The organism is Streptomyces sp. NBC_00582 (assembly GCF_036345155.1).
Taxonomy (GTDB): Bacteria; Actinomycetota; Actinomycetes; order Streptomycetales; family Streptomycetaceae; genus Streptomyces.
The window spans coordinates 2,085,482-2,101,843 of sequence record NZ_CP107772.1; the positions used below are offsets into that span (position 1 = coordinate 2,085,482).

Sequence of the window (16,362 nt, forward strand, 5' to 3'; positions counted from 1 at the left end):
GCGCGCCGTGTCGTATGCCGTGTGTCAGCTGTTCCGAGTGGCCGCGTGACCGAGTGGCCGCGTGACCGAGTGGCCGCGTGGCCGAGTGGCCGAGCCGGTGGGCCCGGTGGCCGGTCAGCCGATCAGCAGTCCGGCGGTCGCAGCCAGCGCCCCCGGCAGCAGCCAGCCGACCCCCCGGCGGATGCAGCGGTACTTCTCGACGAGGATGTGGCTCATGTCCACCGCCTGCGTCAGCAGCCAGGCCGTGAGGTCCTCACAGGCCCTGGTCACCGCATCGGCCACCCCTTGTTCCCCCGAGGCCCCATGGACCGCCACGACATCGGCGAAGAAGGTGATGCCGGGGCCGACCCGCTCAGTTCCGCTCTGCGGCAGCATCGCTCGAACGAGTGATGTCGAGCCGATCAGCCACATCAGCGCGCCTGCTCCCACCAGCACCAGGGACAGGGGGGAGGGACGGGCGGGCAGCCGCTGTCCCACGCCGAGCAGCAGGGCCGGGACGCTCAGGGCGACGGAGAGCAGCACCGACGCCTTGACGTCGGCCCGTCCCACGTCCTCGCGGACGGAGGCGAGCAGCCGTTCCGCCACGTACCGGGTCTCCCCCGCGGCGGGGATCGGCGCCGCCGGGGCGCCTCCCGCGGTCATCGCCCGTGGCCCGGGGCACCGTGCCCGGGGCGCGGCGACTCCCGGCTCCAGGGGTCGTCCCCGGGGCCGTCCGACCAGATGTCGTCGTCCTCGTCGTCCGGCCGGGGCGACTGCGGCGCCGCGGCGGGCCCGCCGTACGCCGGGGGCCCGGCCGGTGCGGGGGCGGGCTCCCGGCGCACCGCGTACGCGGCCCGGTCGTCCGGGTCCCCCCACCAGTCGTCCTCGTCGGTCCGCGGCACGAAAGCCCCGTCGACCACCCGCCCCGACACGACCCCGTCCCCCCGACGCGTCCCCCGGTCGTCCTCCGCGCGCCACCCGCCGGTCTCCCCCGCACCGGCGCCCGGGTCCCAGGATCCGCCGGGGCGCCGGTCCTCCGGAGCGGACTCCCGGCCCGCACCGCCGGAACGGGTCACCGCACGCGCCTCCCACGGCTCCGGCCCGACACCGCCCCTCGGCCCGGACGCCGAGCCGGCACCGCCCGAAGCGCTCGCCGCGCGCGCTTCCCACGCCTGCGGTCCCGAGCCCCGGGAGCCGCCCCCGCCGGTGTCCGCCGGGGCCGTCGGCTCCTCGTACGACCGGTCGGGCCAGGCCCGTTCGAGCTCACGGCGTGGCACGGCCGCGCCCGGGACGGCGGGGCCGGTGGGAGCGGGCGGGAGCGCGGGGACGACGTACTCGCCGGGGGCCGGGTATCCGTGCGTCTGGTCCGGGAGCGCCATGTGCCGGATGTAGGCGTCGAGTTCCGGGGTGTTGATCCGTCCCTCGCGGGCCATCCGGACGAGGAAGTCCCGGTTCTCGCGCTGTTCCTCCGCCTTGTTCTCCAGCATCATGCGGACCAGCTCCCCGACCTCGCGGCTGTCGCCGGAGGCCATGAGGTAGGCGAGGCGCTCCGCGTCGGTGCCCTGGGCCAGCCGCGCGAACCCGGCGAAGCGGCCGGCGACGCGCTGCGCCTCGGCGTCGTCCGAGCGCGCTCCGGCGACGAAGTCGATGTGCGCGCGGTCGGTGCCGACCTCGACGAACACCTGGGTCCGCAGCCCCACCTCCCGTCCGAGGTCGGCCCACTTCCCCGCCGCGACCTCGGCCCGTACGGCCCGGTTGGCCTCCTGGGCGTGGTGGACGGCGTACCGGCCCGAGACGTCCCTCAGCCGGTCGACGATCTCCGGCCCGAGGTCCTGTTCCACGCTGTAGAGGCGCTTCTCCGCCACCAGCCGGTAGTCGGTCACCTCCCAGCGCAGCTTCACCCGCGTCTCGAAGAAGGTGGCGGCGCCCAGCGCGGGCAACTCGACGTCGAACGCGGTCACATGGCGGCCCCGGGCGATCTCGCAGACGCTCGTGGGCCGGGCCCATCTGCCGCGCCGGTCCGTGTGGTCGGCGCCCTGCGCGGTGATGACGCTGCATCCGCCGTCCTGGTAGAAGAGCACCGACGCCACCTGTACGCCCGCGTGCCGGAACCCCCGGTCCCGCAGCAGCCGTTCCCTCAGGAACGGTCCGGCCACGTTCTCCGGGATGACCAGTTCCTCCTCGGGACCCACCGTCATCTCCGCTCCTCCCCCCGGCCCATGGGGCCGCTGCGTGTCGCGGCCATCGAGGCCAGCACATGGCGCTCGAAGGCCTCGGTCATCGGTTCCTCGGGCGCCGCGCACAGGGTCCGCAGCAGCCAGCGCACCCGCGCGGCGTCGCGCCGGTCGCGGATCATCCGGGGCAGCAGCCAGAGCAGCGCCCGCAGGATCTCGCCGGGAGGCGTCGTCGTGCCGTCCCCCGCCGTGGTGGGGCGGGGCTTCTCCCCGGACTCCCCGTCCCGCTCGAAGACATAGGCACGCGCGCCCCCCGCGTGGCCCGGGAGCGCCGCGTCGGCCTCGGCCGCTCGCAGCCACAGGCACAGCCCCTCGGTGGCGGCCTCGGCCGACAGATGGCTGTCGAGCGCCCGCCACAGCAGGTCGGCGAGCGGTTCGGCCGCGCTCTCCACCGACACCGCGACGGCCAGGGCGAGCGGCCAGTGGATACGGCGCGCCAGCTCGGCGTCGGTCCGCGCGGTGGACGCCCGTGGCACCGGCGGGCGAAGGGCCGGTACCAGGCCGCCCGCCCCGCCCCGGGGGTCCGCGCGGCGCCGGCCGCCTTCCGCGCGGGGCACCGCGGGGAGCCGGCCGGACACCCCGGCGGTCAGCCGGACGGCGGACGCCGTTGTCTCCGGGGGCGTTCCGTCGGCGGGTGGATGGTCGTCCGGTCCTTCGGGCTGCCACATCTCGTCGGTGCGTGCGGAGAAGAGCCGTACGGCGCTCAGCAGCGCCAGGTGCAGCCGCTCGCCCGAGGCCTCCTCGGCCCACTCCCGCAGCACGGTCGCCGTCTCGCCGGCCCGGCTGCCGGCGGCGAGCCGGGCCACACCGTAGGACGCGACCAGCGACTGAGCGCCGTCGTCGCGGCTGCCGATGGCGCAGAGCTGCTCCAGCGCGGTGCGGGTGTCGTCGACGACCCGGCCGAACCCGAGGGTGAGCGCGGCCGTCCACCGCAGTGCCGCCACCGGCGCCTGCGCCCAGTCCGCGACGACGGCGCGGACCGCCGAGCGGTAGGGCTCCCGGCCGGCCGCCTGGCCGAGCGCGGTCGCCGCGAAGAAGCGGCGCCGGAGGTCGCCCGCGACGGCCGGCGGCCGGATCAGTTCCGTGAAGCCGTAGCCGAGGTCGGCGGTGGCCAGTTCACCGGCCACCACCGCGGCGCGGACCCACACCTGGGGGCGGGCGTCACCGGCCAGTGCCCGCAGCCAGCGCACGACGGGGGCGCGGGCGGCGTGGTGGCGGTGCCACACCTCGGCCAGGACCGCCCCGGCGAGCGCCTCGCCGCAGTACGCGACGGTCCGCACCGGCACGGGCACTCCGCCGACGGACTCCTCCTCGCCCTCGTGCAGTCGCGCCCGGCAGGCGGCGAGGAGGCCCTCGAGGTTCTCGGCGAACACCGGCCGCCCGTGGCGGCGCTCCGGCGCGCGGGCGGTGAAGATCTCCTGAGCGAGGAGTTCCGCGGCGTCCGCGACCGCGCTGAACGCCTCGCCGTCCAGCACGGCGAGCGCGATCCGGAACGCGGCCTCCCGTACCTGGGCGCGGTCGTCGTCCGCGCGCTCGCCGCCCGCCGCACCACCGCGGTCGCGGTCGCGGATCGGCTCGGCCGCCGGCGCGGGGCCGGCCGTGCCGGCGAACCACTCCCGGGCCTGCCGCCGCGCGACCTCGGCGCAGGCGTCGAGGAGTTCCGCGCGGCTCATCCCGCCGCGGACGTGCCGTGCCACCAGGGCCGCGAGGTACTCCGTCTCGGACGGGCGCAGCGCCTGCGGCCGGATACCGAGGGCGCTCCGCAAGAGGGGGTGGGCGAGGATCTGCTCGCCCCGGGACAGGGCGTCGGCGTCGGGTTCGTCGGCCAGGTGCCGCATGAGCTGCCACGCGAGCAGTTCCTCGGCGGGGGCGGGCGGGCAGGCCCGTCCGTAACGGCCCGTCAGCAGGTGCCCGCCCGGTGAGGAGGGCGAGACGACGAGCACCGCGAAGGCGTGGCGTGCGGCGAGGCGTGCGGCGAGCGCGTCGAGATGGAGTTCCTGCGGCGCGGTCCAGTCGCCCGGTGTCTCGGGGAGCTCCACGATGAACCCACCCCCGGCCGGGACGCCCTCGGCGAGCGAGTCCGGGTCGCCGGAGATCAGTCCGAGGTCGGACGGGGCGAGCCGGGTGACGCGTCCCCGCGCCGCCGCGGTGTCCGACCCGGAGCCGTCCCCCGCACCCGCGGCGGAGAGCTGTTCGCCGGTGGCGGCGGTGAGTTCGTCGAGCAGGCAGAGCCCGGTGGTCAGCCGTCCGGTGCCGGGCGGGCCGCCGAGCACCACGACATGGCGGGCCCGCAGCGACTCCTTGAGGTCCGGGTAGCCGACCGGGGGCCGGTAGACCTGCCGCAGCCGGTCGAGTTCGTCCTCGGGAACGGTCCCGAAGACGGGGGCCGCGGTGTCCCGGGACCCGACGTAGACGTCACCGAAGTGCGCGTGGCCGAAGCGGCTGCGGTCGAAGACGCTGCTGTTGCCGCGGATGTCGAAGCGGGCCTGTGCGGCACGCTGGGCGCGGGCGGCGGCGCGGGCCTCCCCGGGGCCGCCCTCGTCGTCCAGCGGGCCGCGCGTCGCCTCGCGGAAACGCTCCTCCTGACGGAACCGCCACTCGGCACCGTCCGTCGGTCCCTGCGCGTGCGGGTCCTGCCGGTCGTCGTCCCGGCCGTCCTCGCGGTCGGCCTCCCGGTCCCGCTCGTGTCCCTCGGCACCGCGCGCCGCCGCGCCGTCGTGGTCCCGGCCGGCGCGCGCGTGCCGGTCCTGTCGGTCCTCCCGTGCCCACTCCCGCTCCTGCTCCCGCGGTGCGGGGACGGGGGCGGGGGCCGAATCCCGGGCTCCGAGCGCCGCGGGCCCCGCGCCGTCGTCCTCGCCGTTCAACGGCCCCCCTCGGAACCGCCGTCGTCCGCTGCGCGGCGGTCCGCGCCGTGCCGGTCCGTCCCCGGGGATCGCGTGCTCGGTCGTTCGCCGGCCGGCGTGCCGCCGAAGTGGACCGGCGCGTGGAACACGGCACGGTCCTGGACCACGCTGGGCCCTCCCTCGACACGGATGTCCCACCGGCCGCCGCCCGCCTCCTCGCCGTCCGGCCGGCTGCCGTCCGGCCGGCTGCCGTCCGCGGAGGACCGGCCGCCGGCGGACGGGGCGATGTCCCCCGGGCCCGCCCGCCGCGTCCGGTCCTCCGCTGCGGCCCCCGCGGTCGCGCCGCCCCCGTGGTCCCCCGTGGGCGCGTCCGCGGGCGGGGCGCCGAGACCCTCGTCCCCCGGAAGTACGGGTCTCGGCTCCCCCGGTACGTGGAACCACGCGGTGACGGGCCCCTCCTTGAGGGTGATCCGTGCCGTGCGGTACCAGGAGGGCTCCACGAAGCGCCCTCCGTGTCGGACCACGTCGCGGTGGAGGGACTCGGACACCACACAGACCAGATCGTGTCCGGAGCGCTCCAGGACGTCGCGTGCGACCGACGAGTCCGCCAGCCGGCAGACCAGGTCCATGGCCTCGCCCGACAGCCCTTCGTCGTCGTGCTCGACGGGCCCCACGTGCACGCCGACCCGCAGTCCGAGAGGGCGGACCAGGTCCTCGTTCTGGACGCGCTGCCGCTGGTGCAGCTCGGTGAGCCAGGTACCGAGGATCTGCACCGGCGGAATCCGCGCGTCCACGGCGGCTATGAACCCGTCGCCGCGGTCCTCGAGGTGGAGCATGGGCCGTGCGACGCCGGCGGCTGCGAAGGACGCGTGGGCAAGGTCGTAGATCTGCGTACGCATCCTGCGCTTCGCCCCGTTGAGGTAGCTGCCGGAACCCCGGGCGTCCACGCTCAGCAAGGTCTTGTAGACGGCACCGTCGGCCATCCGTCCTCCCCTGTCGTTCAGTGACTGCACGTCAGCATGTCTGCTCCGCCTGCCGCTGGATGTGGTCGTTTACACATCCGATCGCAGCACATGGATCGCAAGCCGAAATGCGCGCGCCGCGCGGCGAAGCTCGCACTTCCCTTTGCACACCAACACAACCCCTGACGGGTCTTGACAGACGGTCAGGGAGTGGAGGACAGCCCGGCCAGGAAACGGGGGTCGCGGGCGGGGGGCCGGGGGCGAGGGCCGATGGCGGAGGGCCGGGGGCCGGGGGCCGGGGAGCGAGGGCCGGGTGACGGGGAGCCGAGGGCCGGGGCCCGGGGAGCCGAGGACCGGGGGGCTGGGGAGCCGAGGACCGGGGAGCCGAGAGCCCGGGGCCGGGGGCCGGGGGCCGAGAGCCCGGGGCCGGGGGCCGAGAGCCCGGGGCCGGGGAGGGTGAAGAGCGAGGGCCGGGTGACGGGGGCGAGGGTCGGAATCCGGGGGGCCGAGGATCGGGGGCCGAGAGCCCGGGGCCGGGGACGGTGAATAGCGAGGGCCGGGAGACGGGAGACGGGGGTCGGAGGCCGGGGGCCGAGGGCCCGGGGGGCCGAGAGCCGAGAGCCCGGGGGCGGGGGGCGGGGTCGGGGGACGCGGGGACGGGGGGCGAAGAGCGAGGGCCGAGGGCAGTGGGTCGACGAGCGAGGCCGCGGGCCGACAGCAGAGGGCAGAGCGTTGCGGCCCCATGGGCGTCCGGTCACGCTCGGTCGACCGGCGGCGCACCCTCCGACCGGCGGGGCACCCTCCGGCCGACGAAGCCGTCCACCGGCGAAGGGGGCCAGTCGGCGAAGCCATCCGGCCCGGCAAAGCCATCCGGCCCGGCCAAGCCATCCGCCCGTGAAGCCATCCGCCTGGCAAAGCCAACCGCCCAGCAAAGCCAACCGACCCGACCAGGCCATCCGGCCCGGCAAAGCCATCCGGCCCGACGAAGCCAACACCCGGCAAACCAACCGACCCGACGAAGCCAACCACCCAACAAAGCCAACCGCCCGGCAAAGCCAACCACCCAGACCGAGGCGTCCAACCGGCGGAGCCGTCCGGCTCCTGGTGGGCGCGTGTGATCAGAAAGCGCCGGTCAGCGGGCCGGGAACCCGATGTTCCCTCCGGCGGCGAGCAGCCGCAGCGCGTCCCGGTCGATCAGTTCGACCCGTCGCGGCCGGGTCCGCACCACACCGGCGCCGCGCAGCAGCCGTAGCGCCTTGGCCACCGCTTCACGTGTCGCCCCCACGGCGTCCGCGAGGTCGTGCTGGGCGAGTTCGGCGAGCACGGGGTAGTCGTCGGCGCGCGGCCGGGACTCCGTGGGCTCATGGGCCGGACAGCGCGCGCCCGCACCACCCGGCCGCCCGCCGGCACGGGCGCCGGCACGGACGTCGGCACGGACGTCGGCACCGGTTCCGGCCGCCCCCGCGGGCGCCGGCACCGGACCGCCGGCGCTCGTCGGCGCCGGATTGCCCTGCAGCTCGGCGAGTTCCAGCAGGCGGGCGGCGATGCGCTGGAGCACGGTCAGCGAGGCGAGCGCCCGGCGTTCCTCGTCGGCGGTGCGCAGCCGAGCCACGAGCTGTGCCATGAGCAGGCCCCCGATCTCGGGGTCGCGGCCGACGAAGGCACGGAAGCGGGCGCCGGAGACGACCAGCGCGCGTACGGGCCCGAGGGCCGTGACCGTGGCGCTGCGGGTGGCATCGCCGAGGGCGGCCATCTCCCCGACGACCTCGCCCTTCCTGCGCAGGGCCAGGATCAGCCGGGCCGAGGACCGGTCGACGGCCGTGGAGACGACGGCCCATCCCTCCAGGAGGACGAGGACATGGGTGCTCTCGTCCCGTTCCATGAGGAGGTGCTCGTCCGGGCGGAAGGTGCGCTCGGCGCTGATGCGGTGCAGTTCCTTGCGGGCGTCCGCGGTGAGCGCCTCCAGGAAGGTACGGTCCTGCACCACCAAGCCCATGAGTACCCGTCACTTCCGGTGAGGTGGAGGAGTCGGAGCGAGGCGTCACTCTACTCGCGCGATTCCCCGGGCATCACGGGATTGCGCAACCCGAAAAGGCCGCACCCCACGTCTCCCGCGGCTACCGCGGCTACCGCTTCCGGACGGTGTAGGTCAGGTGCGTCACCCGGGACGATGCGTCCGTGCGGGTCTGTTCGAGGGCGATGCGGTCGGGGTCGACGTGGTCGAACAGGCGGATGCCGGTGCCGAACAGCACGGGCGCGAGGGTGATCGAGAACTCGTCGATCAGACCGCTGTCCAGATACTGCTGGATCGTCTCGGCGCCGCCGGCGATGCGGACGTCGCGGTCACCGGCGGCCTCGCGGGCCCGGTCGAGCGCGCGCTCGATGCCGTCGGTGACGAAGTGGAAGGTGGTGCCGCCCGGCCGCTCCCACGGGTCACGCTTGGTGTGGGTGACGACGAACACCGGCGTGTGGAACGGCGCCTCCCGCGGCCATGCCAGCTCGCCGGCGTCGAACATCCGCTTGCCCATGACGCTCACGCCGGTGCGCTCGAACGTCGCCCGGGCGATGTCGTTGTCGAGTCCTTCCTCACCGCCCTCGCCGAGCTCGAGGTTCTCCCGGAACCATCGCTGCGGGAACAGCCACGCCTGCAGTTCCGTCCACTTCGCCATCCAGCGCCGGACCCTCGGGTCGTCCTGGCCTCCGGGCGAGAAGACGTCCTCGACGGGCACGGCTTCGGGCGCCATGAAGCCGTCGAGCGACATCGTCACGCTGAAGAACACCTTGCCGACCATCGGCCCTCAGCTCCCTTCGGTGCGGTCGTCGCGTTCGAGTGCGCCGACGTAGACCGCCAGGTTGCGCAGCGTCTGCTCGCCGCCCTCGACCGCGTGGTACTTCTCCACCGCCTCGTCGCGCAGTTCCCTGGTGGGGAAGACCGCGCGCATCACGACGCGGGTCTCCTCGCCGACCGGCTCGAAGGTCAGGACCGACTCGAAGGCGTGGGGGTCGTCGCGGGACTCGCCGTGCACCAGCGTGATCCGCTCCGGCGGGACGATCTCGGTCCAGGTGATCCACTCCTGGTAGTCGGTCCCGTCCGGCCCGTGCATCACGAAGTCCCAGGTCCCGCCCGCGTGGAACGCGAAGGACCGCGTCGTGGTGGTGAACCCTTCCGGCCCCCACCACCGCGACAGGTGCCGGACCTCGGTGAACGCCTCGAACACCAGCTCCCGTGGGGCGCCGATGGCCCGGGAGACCACGATCTCCCGGTCCGCGGTCGTGTGCGCGGCCTCGCCGCCGCTACCGGTCGTCGCCATCGTGTGGTCCCTCCTGCCTCGTCCGCCTCAACTCCTGCACGTACGCGTCCAGCCGGTCGAAGCTCTCGTTCCAGAACCCCTCGAAGCCGCCCACCCACTCGTGGACCGGCCGCAGCCCGCGGGCGTCCAGGCCGTACAGCCGCTGCCTGCCCGCCCCGCGGACCCGCACCAGCCCGACCTCGCGGAGCACCCTCAGGTGCTTGGACGCCTGCGGCTGGGTCATCCCCAGGTCCCGCGCCAGTTCGGTCACGGGCCGCTCACCGCCCCGCAGCAGCACCAGGATCTCCCGCCGCTGCGGCTCGGCGATCGCGTTGAACGCGTCCGAGGTCGTCGCCGCTCGTGCCATGACCCCATCGTATGCCCATATCGGAATGTGTCAACGCGACCACTCCCCCGAACAGGCGGTTTCCTGACCCCCTTCCGTGAGGCGGAAGAGGTGTTGCGGCGCTGTGACGCCCTTCCGGACGATGTCGCCACCACCCAACGACGGGAGCCGCAGCCATGCCGCACACGACCGCCTTCGCCAGGAACCAGTGGTACGTCGCCGCCTACGACCACGAGGTCGGACGCGAGGAGTTGCTCGGCCGGACCATCCTCGGCGAGCCGCTGGTCTTCTACCGCACGGAGGAGGGGACCCCGGTCGCGCTGGCCGACCGCTGTGTGCACCGCCGCTTCCCGCTGCACGAGAAGCCGAGCCGGCTCGACGGCGACCGGATCGTGTGCGGCTACCACGGCTTCACCTACGACACGAGCGGCACCTGTGTGTACGTGCCGGGCCAGAAGCGCGTCCCGCGCACCGCCCGCGTCGCCTCCTACCCGGTCGTCGAACAGGACTCCCTGGTGTGGGTGTGGATCGGCGACCCGGCGCTCGCCGACCCGCAGACGATCCCGCGCGCCCGTCACCTCGACTCCCCCGGCTGGACGACCGTCCGCGGCATGGAGCCCATCGACGCCGACTACGGCCTCCTCGTCGACAACCTCCTCGACCTCTCGCACGAGACGTATCTGCACGGCGGCTACATCGGCACTCCCGAGGTCGCGGAGACGCCGATCACCACCGAGGTCGACGAGGGCGCGGGCATCGTCCGGGTCAGCCGGCACATGGCCGACGCCGAGTGCCCGCCGTTCTACGCCCGTTCCACCGGCATCGAGGGCCGCATCACCCGCTGGCAGGACATCGAGTACCACGCCCCCTGCCTGTATCTGCTGCACAGCCGGATCGCGCCGGTGGGGGTACTGCCGGAGGCGGACGGCAGCGACCCCCACGGCTTCCACACCGAGATCACGTACGCCATCACGCCCTCGGCCGACGGCAAGGTGTACGACTTCTGGATGGTCTCGCGGGACTGGGCGACGGACGACGACGAGGTCACCGCGTTCCTGCGGAGCAACAACCACACCGTGGTCATGCAGGACGTCGACGCGCTCAACCTCCTGCAGCGGACGCTGGGTTCGGAACGCTCCGGCTACCAGGAGCTGAGCATCAACATCGACACGGGCGGTCTGGCCGCCCGCCGTATCCTCGCCCGGCTGGTCGAGGAGGGCGACAAGCCGGTGGAGAAGGTCCTGTGAGCACCGGCGCGACGGGCGAGATCTACCGCATCGACTGGCTGCCGGGCACCGATGTGCTGCACGGCACCTGTCACTGCGGCGCCGAGCACTCCGCGCAGGACCCGGTCGAGATGTGGGAGTGGATGCTCGGCCACCCCGAAGGACACGAACCGCGAGGAAACGCATCATGACCGACGTGTACGAGGCCGAACTCGTCGTCGAGCGCCGCGAGTCGGCCGCCGACGGCGTGCTCGCCCTCACCCTGCGCCACCCGCTGGGCGAGCCGCTCCCGGCCTGGGAGCCCGGCGCCCACGTCGACCTGGTCCTCGGTCCGGGTCTGGAGCGTCAGTACTCGCTGTGCGGCGACCCGGCGGACGTCACGTCGTGGCGGGTGGCGGTGCTGCGGGAGCCGGACGGACGGGGCGGCTCCGCCCATGTGCACGAGCAGGTGGGGCAGGGCGACAAGGTGCGGGTGCGCGGCCCGCGCAACCACTTCGCCCTGCGCCCGGCGCCCCGGTACCGCTTCATCGCGGGCGGCATCGGCATCACCCCGGTCCTGCCGATGCTGGCGGCGGCCGAGGCGGCGGGCGCCGAGTGGACCCTGCTGTACGGCGGGCGCAGCCGTGGATCCATGGCGTTCACGGAGGAGTTGGCGCGCTACGGCGACCGGGTGACCGTCGCCCCGCAGGACGAGACCGGGCTGCTCGACCTCGCGCCGGTGCTGGACGCCCTGCCCGAGGGGACGTTGGTCTACTGCTGCGGCCCCGGTCCGCTGCTGGACGCGGTGGAGGAGCGCTGCCCGGCCGGGGCGCTGCACATCGAGCGGTTCCAGCCCAAGGCGCAACCGACGGGCGAGGACGGCGCGTTCGAGGTGGAGCTGGCGCAGAGCGGCCGTACGCTGACCGTCGCGCCCGGCGTCTCCGTCCTCGACACCGTGCGCGCCGCCGGGGTCGAGGTGCTGTACTCCTGCGCCGAGGGCACCTGCGGCACCTGCGAGACGGACGTGCTGGAGGGCACACCGGACCACCGGGACTCCGTGCTCACGGCCCAGGAGCGGGAGGCCGGGGAGACGATGATGATCTGTGTGTCGCGCTGCCGGGGCAAGAAACTCGTGCTGGACCTCTGAGAGCCCCGGCAGAAAGACACCCCCGAACTGTCAACAATTTCGTCAGCCAAAACCATTGACCCCGCCGGACGGCACGATCTACGTTCCCTGCACGCCAGTTGAGCACTACTGTGCGGTGCACGCACAGCCTGTCGGAACACCGTTGTCTCTGCACAGGGGGAGCCATGCGTCGTCTGTTCGCCGGTCTCGCGGCCGGCACCTTCCTGCTCGCCACGGCGGCCTGCGGCTCGTCCGACTCCGGTTCGTCCGGCGGGAGTTCGTCGTCCGGCGGGGTCACGACCGTCAAACTGGGCCTGATCCCGATCGTGGACGTGGCACCCGTCTACCTCGGCGTGAGGAAGGGTTTCTACGAGAAGCACGGCCTGAAGCTGTCGATCACCACCGCGCAGGGCGGCGCGGCCATCGTGCCCGGGGTCGTCAGCGGCCAGTTCCAGTTCGGCTTCAGCAACATGACGTCCCTGATGGTCGCCCAGTCCAACAACGTTCCCGTGAAGGCCGTTTCGAACGGCACCACCTCAACAGGCGTCCAGGGCGAGGACTTCGGGGCGCTCACCGTGAAGAAGGGCAGCCCGATCACGTCCGCCAAGGACCTGGAGGGCAAGAAGGTCGCCATCAACACCCTGAAGAACATCAACGAGACCGCGGTGCGCGCGTCGGTGCGCAAGGCGGGCGGCGACCCGGACAAGGTGCGGTTCGTGGAACTCGCCTTCGACCAGATGCCGGCGGCCCTGGACAGCGGGCAGATCGACGCGGCGATGGTGGTCGAGCCGGCGCTCGCGACCGTCAAGAGCCAGGGCGGGGTGGAGATCGCCTCCCCGCTGGTGGACGTGGCGCCGAACCTCACCGTCGCCATGTACTTCACCTCCACGCCGTACGAGCAGAAGAGCCCCGAGGTGGTGAAGAAGTTCCAGGAGGCCACGGCGGAGTCCCTCGCCTACGCCGACTCCCACCCCGACGAGGTGCGGCAGATCGTCACCACGTACACCAAGATCCCGGCGTCGGTGCTGGCGCGGGTCACCCTGCCGAAGTGGCCGGCCGAGGCCGACCGGGCCTCCATCGAGGCGCTGGAGAAGCTGGGCGAGCGGGACAAGCTGTTCAAGACGACTCCTGACCTGGACAAGCTGCTGCCGTGAGGGGCCGCGACCTCGCACTCGGTGCGGCCGGGCTCGCGGCCTTCCTCGCCCTGGGCGAGGCGGTGCCGCGGCTCGGCCTGGTCAAGGAGGCCTACTTCCCGCCCACCAGCCGGATCGCCGGCGCCCTCGGCGACGAGCTCGCCGAGGGCGCGTTCTGGACCGCGCTCGGCGACACCCTCACCGGCTGGGCGCTGGGCCTCGCGCTCGCGGTCGCCGCGGGCATCGCGGCGGGCGTCCTGCTCTCGGTCGTGCCGTACCTGCGCCGGGCGACGGCCTCCACGATCGAGTTCCTGCGCCCCATCCCGTCCGTCGCCCTGATCCCGCTGGCCGTCCTGCTGTACGGCACCGAACTGCGCTCGGTGCTGCTGCTCGTCGTCTACGCCGCGTTCTGGCAGGTCCTCATCCAGGTCCTGTACGGCATCCAGGACGTGGACCCGGTCGCCGAGGAGACGGCACGGTCCTACGGCCTCGGCGCCTGGGCCCGGATCCGGCACGTGCTGTGGCCGACCGCGCTGCCGTACGTCATGACCGGCGTCCGACTCGCCGCGGCCGTCGCGCTGATCCTCGCCATCACCGCCGAACTCGTCATCGGCGCACCCGGGTTGGGGGCGCGGATCGCCGTCGCGCAGACCTCGCAGGCGGTGCCCGAGATGTACGCGCTGATCGTCGTCACCGGCGTCCTCGGGCTGCTGATCAACGTGGGTGCCCGGACGGTGGAGCGGCGGGCGCTGGCCTGGCACCAGTCGGTGCGCGGGGAGGTGGCGGTGTGAGACGGCTGCTGCTGCGGCTGCTGTTCTCCCTCGCGCTGCCGGCCGTGCTGATCACGGTGTGGTGGCTGGCGTCGGACGGCAGCACGAACGTGTACTGGCCGCCGCTGCGCACGATCCTGACGTCCTTCCCGGACGTGTGGACCGGCGAGCGGCTGCGCGCGGACGTCCGGCCGAGCGTGCTGCGGCTCGCCGGCGGGTACGCCACGGCGGCCGTCGTCGGGATCGGGCTGGGCACGGTGATCGGCTCGTACCGGTGGGTGCGGGCGGTGTGCGAACCGGTGCTGGAGTTCCTGCGGGCGGTGCCGCCGCCGGTGCTGGTCCCGGTGATCATGCTGTTCGCGGGGATCGGCGACACCATGAAGGTGGTCGTCATCGCGAGCGGCTGTGTGTGGCCCGTCCTGCTCAACACCGTCGAGGGCGTACGGGCGGTGGACCCGGTGATGGCGGAGACGGCCCGGTCGTACGGCATCACGGGGGTCGCGCGGCTTCGCTCGGTGGTCCTGCCGTCGGCGAGCCCGCAGATCTTCGCGGGCCTGCGGCAGGCGCTGTCGATCGGGATCATCCTGATGGTGATCAGCGAGATGTTCGCCGCGAGCAACGGCCTCGGCTTCACCATCGTGCAGTTCCAACGCAGCTTCGCCATCCCCGACATGTGGACCGGGATCCTGCTGCTCGGCCTGCTCGGTTTCGCCTTGTCGGTCCTGTTCCAGGCCATCGAGCGGCGGGTGCTCGGCTGGTACCACGGTCTGCGCGCCTCCACGCGGCGGTCCCCGTGACCCCCGCGCCCCTCGTGAAAGGGCGGTCCATGCACGGAACTCTTGTCGTCTCCGGCCTGCGCAAGGTCTACGAGGGGTCCGGGCGCCGGGTGGAGGCGGTGCGCGACCTGACCTTCACCGTGGAGGCGGGCGAACTCGTCTGTCTCGTGGGCCCGTCGGGCTGCGGCAAGACGACCCTGCTGAAGTGCATGGGCGGCCTGCTCGCCCCGACCTCCGGCGACGTCCTGCTGGCGGGACGGAAGGTGACCGGTCCGCCGCCCGGGATGGCGTTCGTGTTCCAGGAGTACGGGCGCAGTCTCTTCCCTTGGATGCGGGTCGGCGCGAACGTCGAACTCCCCCTGAAGCAGAAGGGGTTGCCGAAGGAGCGGCGGCGGGCGCTGGTGGCCGACGCACTGGCCTCGGTCGGGCTGGCGGACGCCGCCGGGGCGTACCCGTGGCAGCTCTCCGGGGGGATGCAGCAGCGCGTGGCGATCGCGCGGGCCCTCGCCTACGAGCCCCAAGTCCTCCTGATGGACGAGCCGTTCGCCGCCGTGGACGCCCAGACCCGGGCCGACCTGGAGGACCTCGTCCGGGGCCTGTGGCGCGAGCGCGGCATCACCGTCCTGTTCGTCACGCACGACATCGACGAGGCGGTCTACCTGGGCGAGCGGGTGATCGTCCTGTCGGCCTCCCCCACCGTCGTCCGGGAACAGCTGACGATCGATCTCCCCGCGGAGCGCGACCAGTTGCACACCCGCGTCGCCCCCCGCTTCGCCGAGCTGCGCACCCATGTGTACGAGCAGATCCAGGCCGCCAAACGCGGCACCCCCGCGGACTCGCCGCCCGAGCCCCGGGACGCGCTGCGCAAGGACCCCTAGATCCGGCTCTCGGTCGCCGTGTCGGCCGACAGGCGCTGGGCGACGTAGATCGGGATCACGGAGAGCAGGACGAGCACCGCCGCCACCACGTTCACCACCGGGGCCTGCTGCGGTCTGGTCATGTTGTCGAAGATCCACAGGGGCAGGGTCCGCACGCCGGCGCCCGCGGTGAACGTGGTCACCACGATCTCGTCGAAGGACAGCGCGAAGGCGAGCAGTCCGCCCGCGAGGAGCGCCGAGCGCACCAGCGGGAAGGTGATGTCGACGAAGGCCCGGAAGGTGTGCGCGCCGAGGTCCATCGCCGCCTCCTCGTAACTGCCGGAGGTGCGGCGGAGCCGGGCGGCCACGTTGTTGAAGACGACGACGATGCAGAAGGTGGCGTGACCGACCACCACCGTGAACAGGCCCAGCCCCACCCCGAGCGGCTCCAGCACCGTGCCGAACGCGGAGTTGAGCGCGATGCCCGTGACGATGCCGGGCAGCGCGATCGGCAGGACGACGACGAAGGAGACGGCGTCCCGGCCGAAGAACCGGTGGCGGGCGACGGCGAACGCGATCAGCGTGCCGAGGACCAGCGCGATGGCGGTCGCGCCGAGGCCCGCCTTCACCGAGGTCCACACCGCCTCGCGCGCGCCGGTGTTGTGCCAGGCGACCGACCACCAGTGGACGGTCAGGCCCGGCGGCGGCCAGCTCGCGCTGCGGTCCGGGTTCAGCGAGTTGACGAGGACCAGCAGCAGCGGGACGTAGATCACCGCGAAGCCGAGGCCGGCGGCGACGCGCAGCACGATCCGCGCGGTGCGGGAGAGCCGCATGACGTACC

General features: G+C 73.6%; 16 protein-coding genes. 7 read left to right on the top strand and 9 right to left on the bottom strand.

The genetic code is table 11. The features are described from left to right. Positions 1 to 114: 114 nt before the first annotated feature. The 8 genes from OG852_RS08860 to OG852_RS08895 all read right to left on the bottom strand — a co-directional run bounded on the left by OG852_RS08860 (position 115) and on the right by OG852_RS08895 (position 9,675). A complete protein-coding gene (locus tag OG852_RS08860; RefSeq protein ID WP_133913723.1) occupies positions 115 to 642 on the bottom strand; it encodes a Pycsar system effector family protein in 528 nt (175 codons plus the stop codon). Beyond that, on the bottom strand, positions 639 to 2,177 hold the full coding sequence (locus OG852_RS08865) for a hypothetical protein (RefSeq protein WP_133913724.1): 1,539 nt from the start codon (positions 2,175 to 2,177) through the stop codon (positions 639 to 641). The genes OG852_RS08860 and OG852_RS08865 overlap by 4 nt, the downstream gene beginning before the upstream one ends. After that, positions 2,174 to 5,077 carry a hypothetical protein gene (locus OG852_RS08870; protein ID WP_133913725.1) on the bottom strand — a complete coding sequence of 968 codons (2,904 nt, stop codon included), beginning with the start codon at positions 5,075 to 5,077 and terminating at the stop codon, positions 2,174 to 2,176. The genes OG852_RS08865 and OG852_RS08870 overlap by 4 nt, the downstream gene beginning before the upstream one ends. After that, complete coding sequence (locus tag OG852_RS08875) at positions 5,074 to 6,039, bottom strand: hypothetical protein (protein ID WP_133913726.1); 966 nt, start codon at positions 6,037 to 6,039, stop codon at positions 5,074 to 5,076. The genes OG852_RS08870 and OG852_RS08875 overlap by 4 nt, the downstream gene beginning before the upstream one ends. 1,111 nt (positions 6,040 to 7,150) lie before the next feature. Further along, entirely contained in the window at positions 7,151 to 8,014 is an 864-nt protein-coding gene (locus OG852_RS08880) for a Crp/Fnr family transcriptional regulator (RefSeq protein WP_330347542.1), read from the bottom strand. A 130-nt stretch (positions 8,015 to 8,144) separates the two neighbouring features. Further along, entirely contained in the window at positions 8,145 to 8,810 is a 666-nt protein-coding gene (locus tag OG852_RS08885; RefSeq protein WP_133913727.1) for a dihydrofolate reductase family protein, read from the bottom strand. A gap of 6 nt (positions 8,811 to 8,816) precedes the next feature. Continuing rightward, entirely contained in the window at positions 8,817 to 9,329 is a 513-nt protein-coding gene (locus OG852_RS08890; RefSeq protein ID WP_133913728.1) for an SRPBCC family protein, read from the bottom strand. Continuing rightward, entirely contained in the window at positions 9,313 to 9,675 is a 363-nt protein-coding gene (locus OG852_RS08895) for an ArsR/SmtB family transcription factor (RefSeq protein WP_133913729.1), read from the bottom strand. The genes OG852_RS08890 and OG852_RS08895 overlap by 17 nt, the downstream gene beginning before the upstream one ends. 155 nt (positions 9,676 to 9,830) lie before the next feature. Here OG852_RS08895 and OG852_RS08900 point away from each other — a divergent pair, with 155 nt between their 5' ends. From OG852_RS08900 to OG852_RS08930, 7 genes are all read left to right on the top strand, one after another. Continuing rightward, on the top strand, positions 9,831 to 10,901 hold the full coding sequence (locus tag OG852_RS08900; protein ID WP_133913730.1) for a Rieske 2Fe-2S domain-containing protein: 1,071 nt from the start codon (positions 9,831 to 9,833) through the stop codon (positions 10,899 to 10,901). Further along, the gene (locus tag OG852_RS08905) at positions 10,898 to 11,071 is read left to right on the top strand and encodes a hypothetical protein (protein WP_166663584.1); all 174 of its coding nucleotides are present in this window, start codon (positions 10,898 to 10,900) and stop codon (positions 11,069 to 11,071) included. Before OG852_RS08900 ends, OG852_RS08905 begins: the two co-directional genes overlap by 4 nt. Further along, on the top strand, positions 11,068 to 12,006 hold the full coding sequence (locus OG852_RS08910; RefSeq protein WP_133913731.1) for a PDR/VanB family oxidoreductase: 939 nt from the start codon (positions 11,068 to 11,070) through the stop codon (positions 12,004 to 12,006). Before OG852_RS08905 ends, OG852_RS08910 begins: the two co-directional genes overlap by 4 nt. 164 nt (positions 12,007 to 12,170) lie before the next feature. After that, positions 12,171 to 13,139, top strand: coding sequence for an ABC transporter substrate-binding protein (locus OG852_RS08915; RefSeq protein WP_133913732.1), 969 nt, complete (start codon positions 12,171 to 12,173; stop codon positions 13,137 to 13,139). Further along, positions 13,136 to 13,909: an ABC transporter permease gene (locus OG852_RS08920; RefSeq protein WP_133913733.1), complete on the top strand. Its 774-nt coding sequence runs from the start codon at positions 13,136 to 13,138 to the stop codon at positions 13,907 to 13,909. The genes OG852_RS08915 and OG852_RS08920 overlap by 4 nt, the downstream gene beginning before the upstream one ends. Further along, a complete protein-coding gene (locus OG852_RS08925; protein ID WP_133913734.1) occupies positions 13,906 to 14,685 on the top strand; it encodes an ABC transporter permease in 780 nt (259 codons plus the stop codon). Before OG852_RS08920 ends, OG852_RS08925 begins: the two co-directional genes overlap by 4 nt. Positions 14,686 to 14,714: 29 nt before the next feature. Further along, a complete protein-coding gene (locus tag OG852_RS08930; protein WP_133913735.1) occupies positions 14,715 to 15,542 on the top strand; it encodes an ABC transporter ATP-binding protein in 828 nt (275 codons plus the stop codon). Here the strand turns inward: OG852_RS08930 and OG852_RS08935 are convergent. Continuing rightward, the gene (locus OG852_RS08935) at positions 15,539 to 16,354 is read right to left on the bottom strand and encodes an ABC transporter permease (RefSeq protein ID WP_133913736.1); all 816 of its coding nucleotides are present in this window, start codon (positions 16,352 to 16,354) and stop codon (positions 15,539 to 15,541) included. The genes OG852_RS08930 and OG852_RS08935 overlap by 4 nt on opposite strands. Positions 16,355 to 16,362 lie beyond the last annotated feature (8 nt).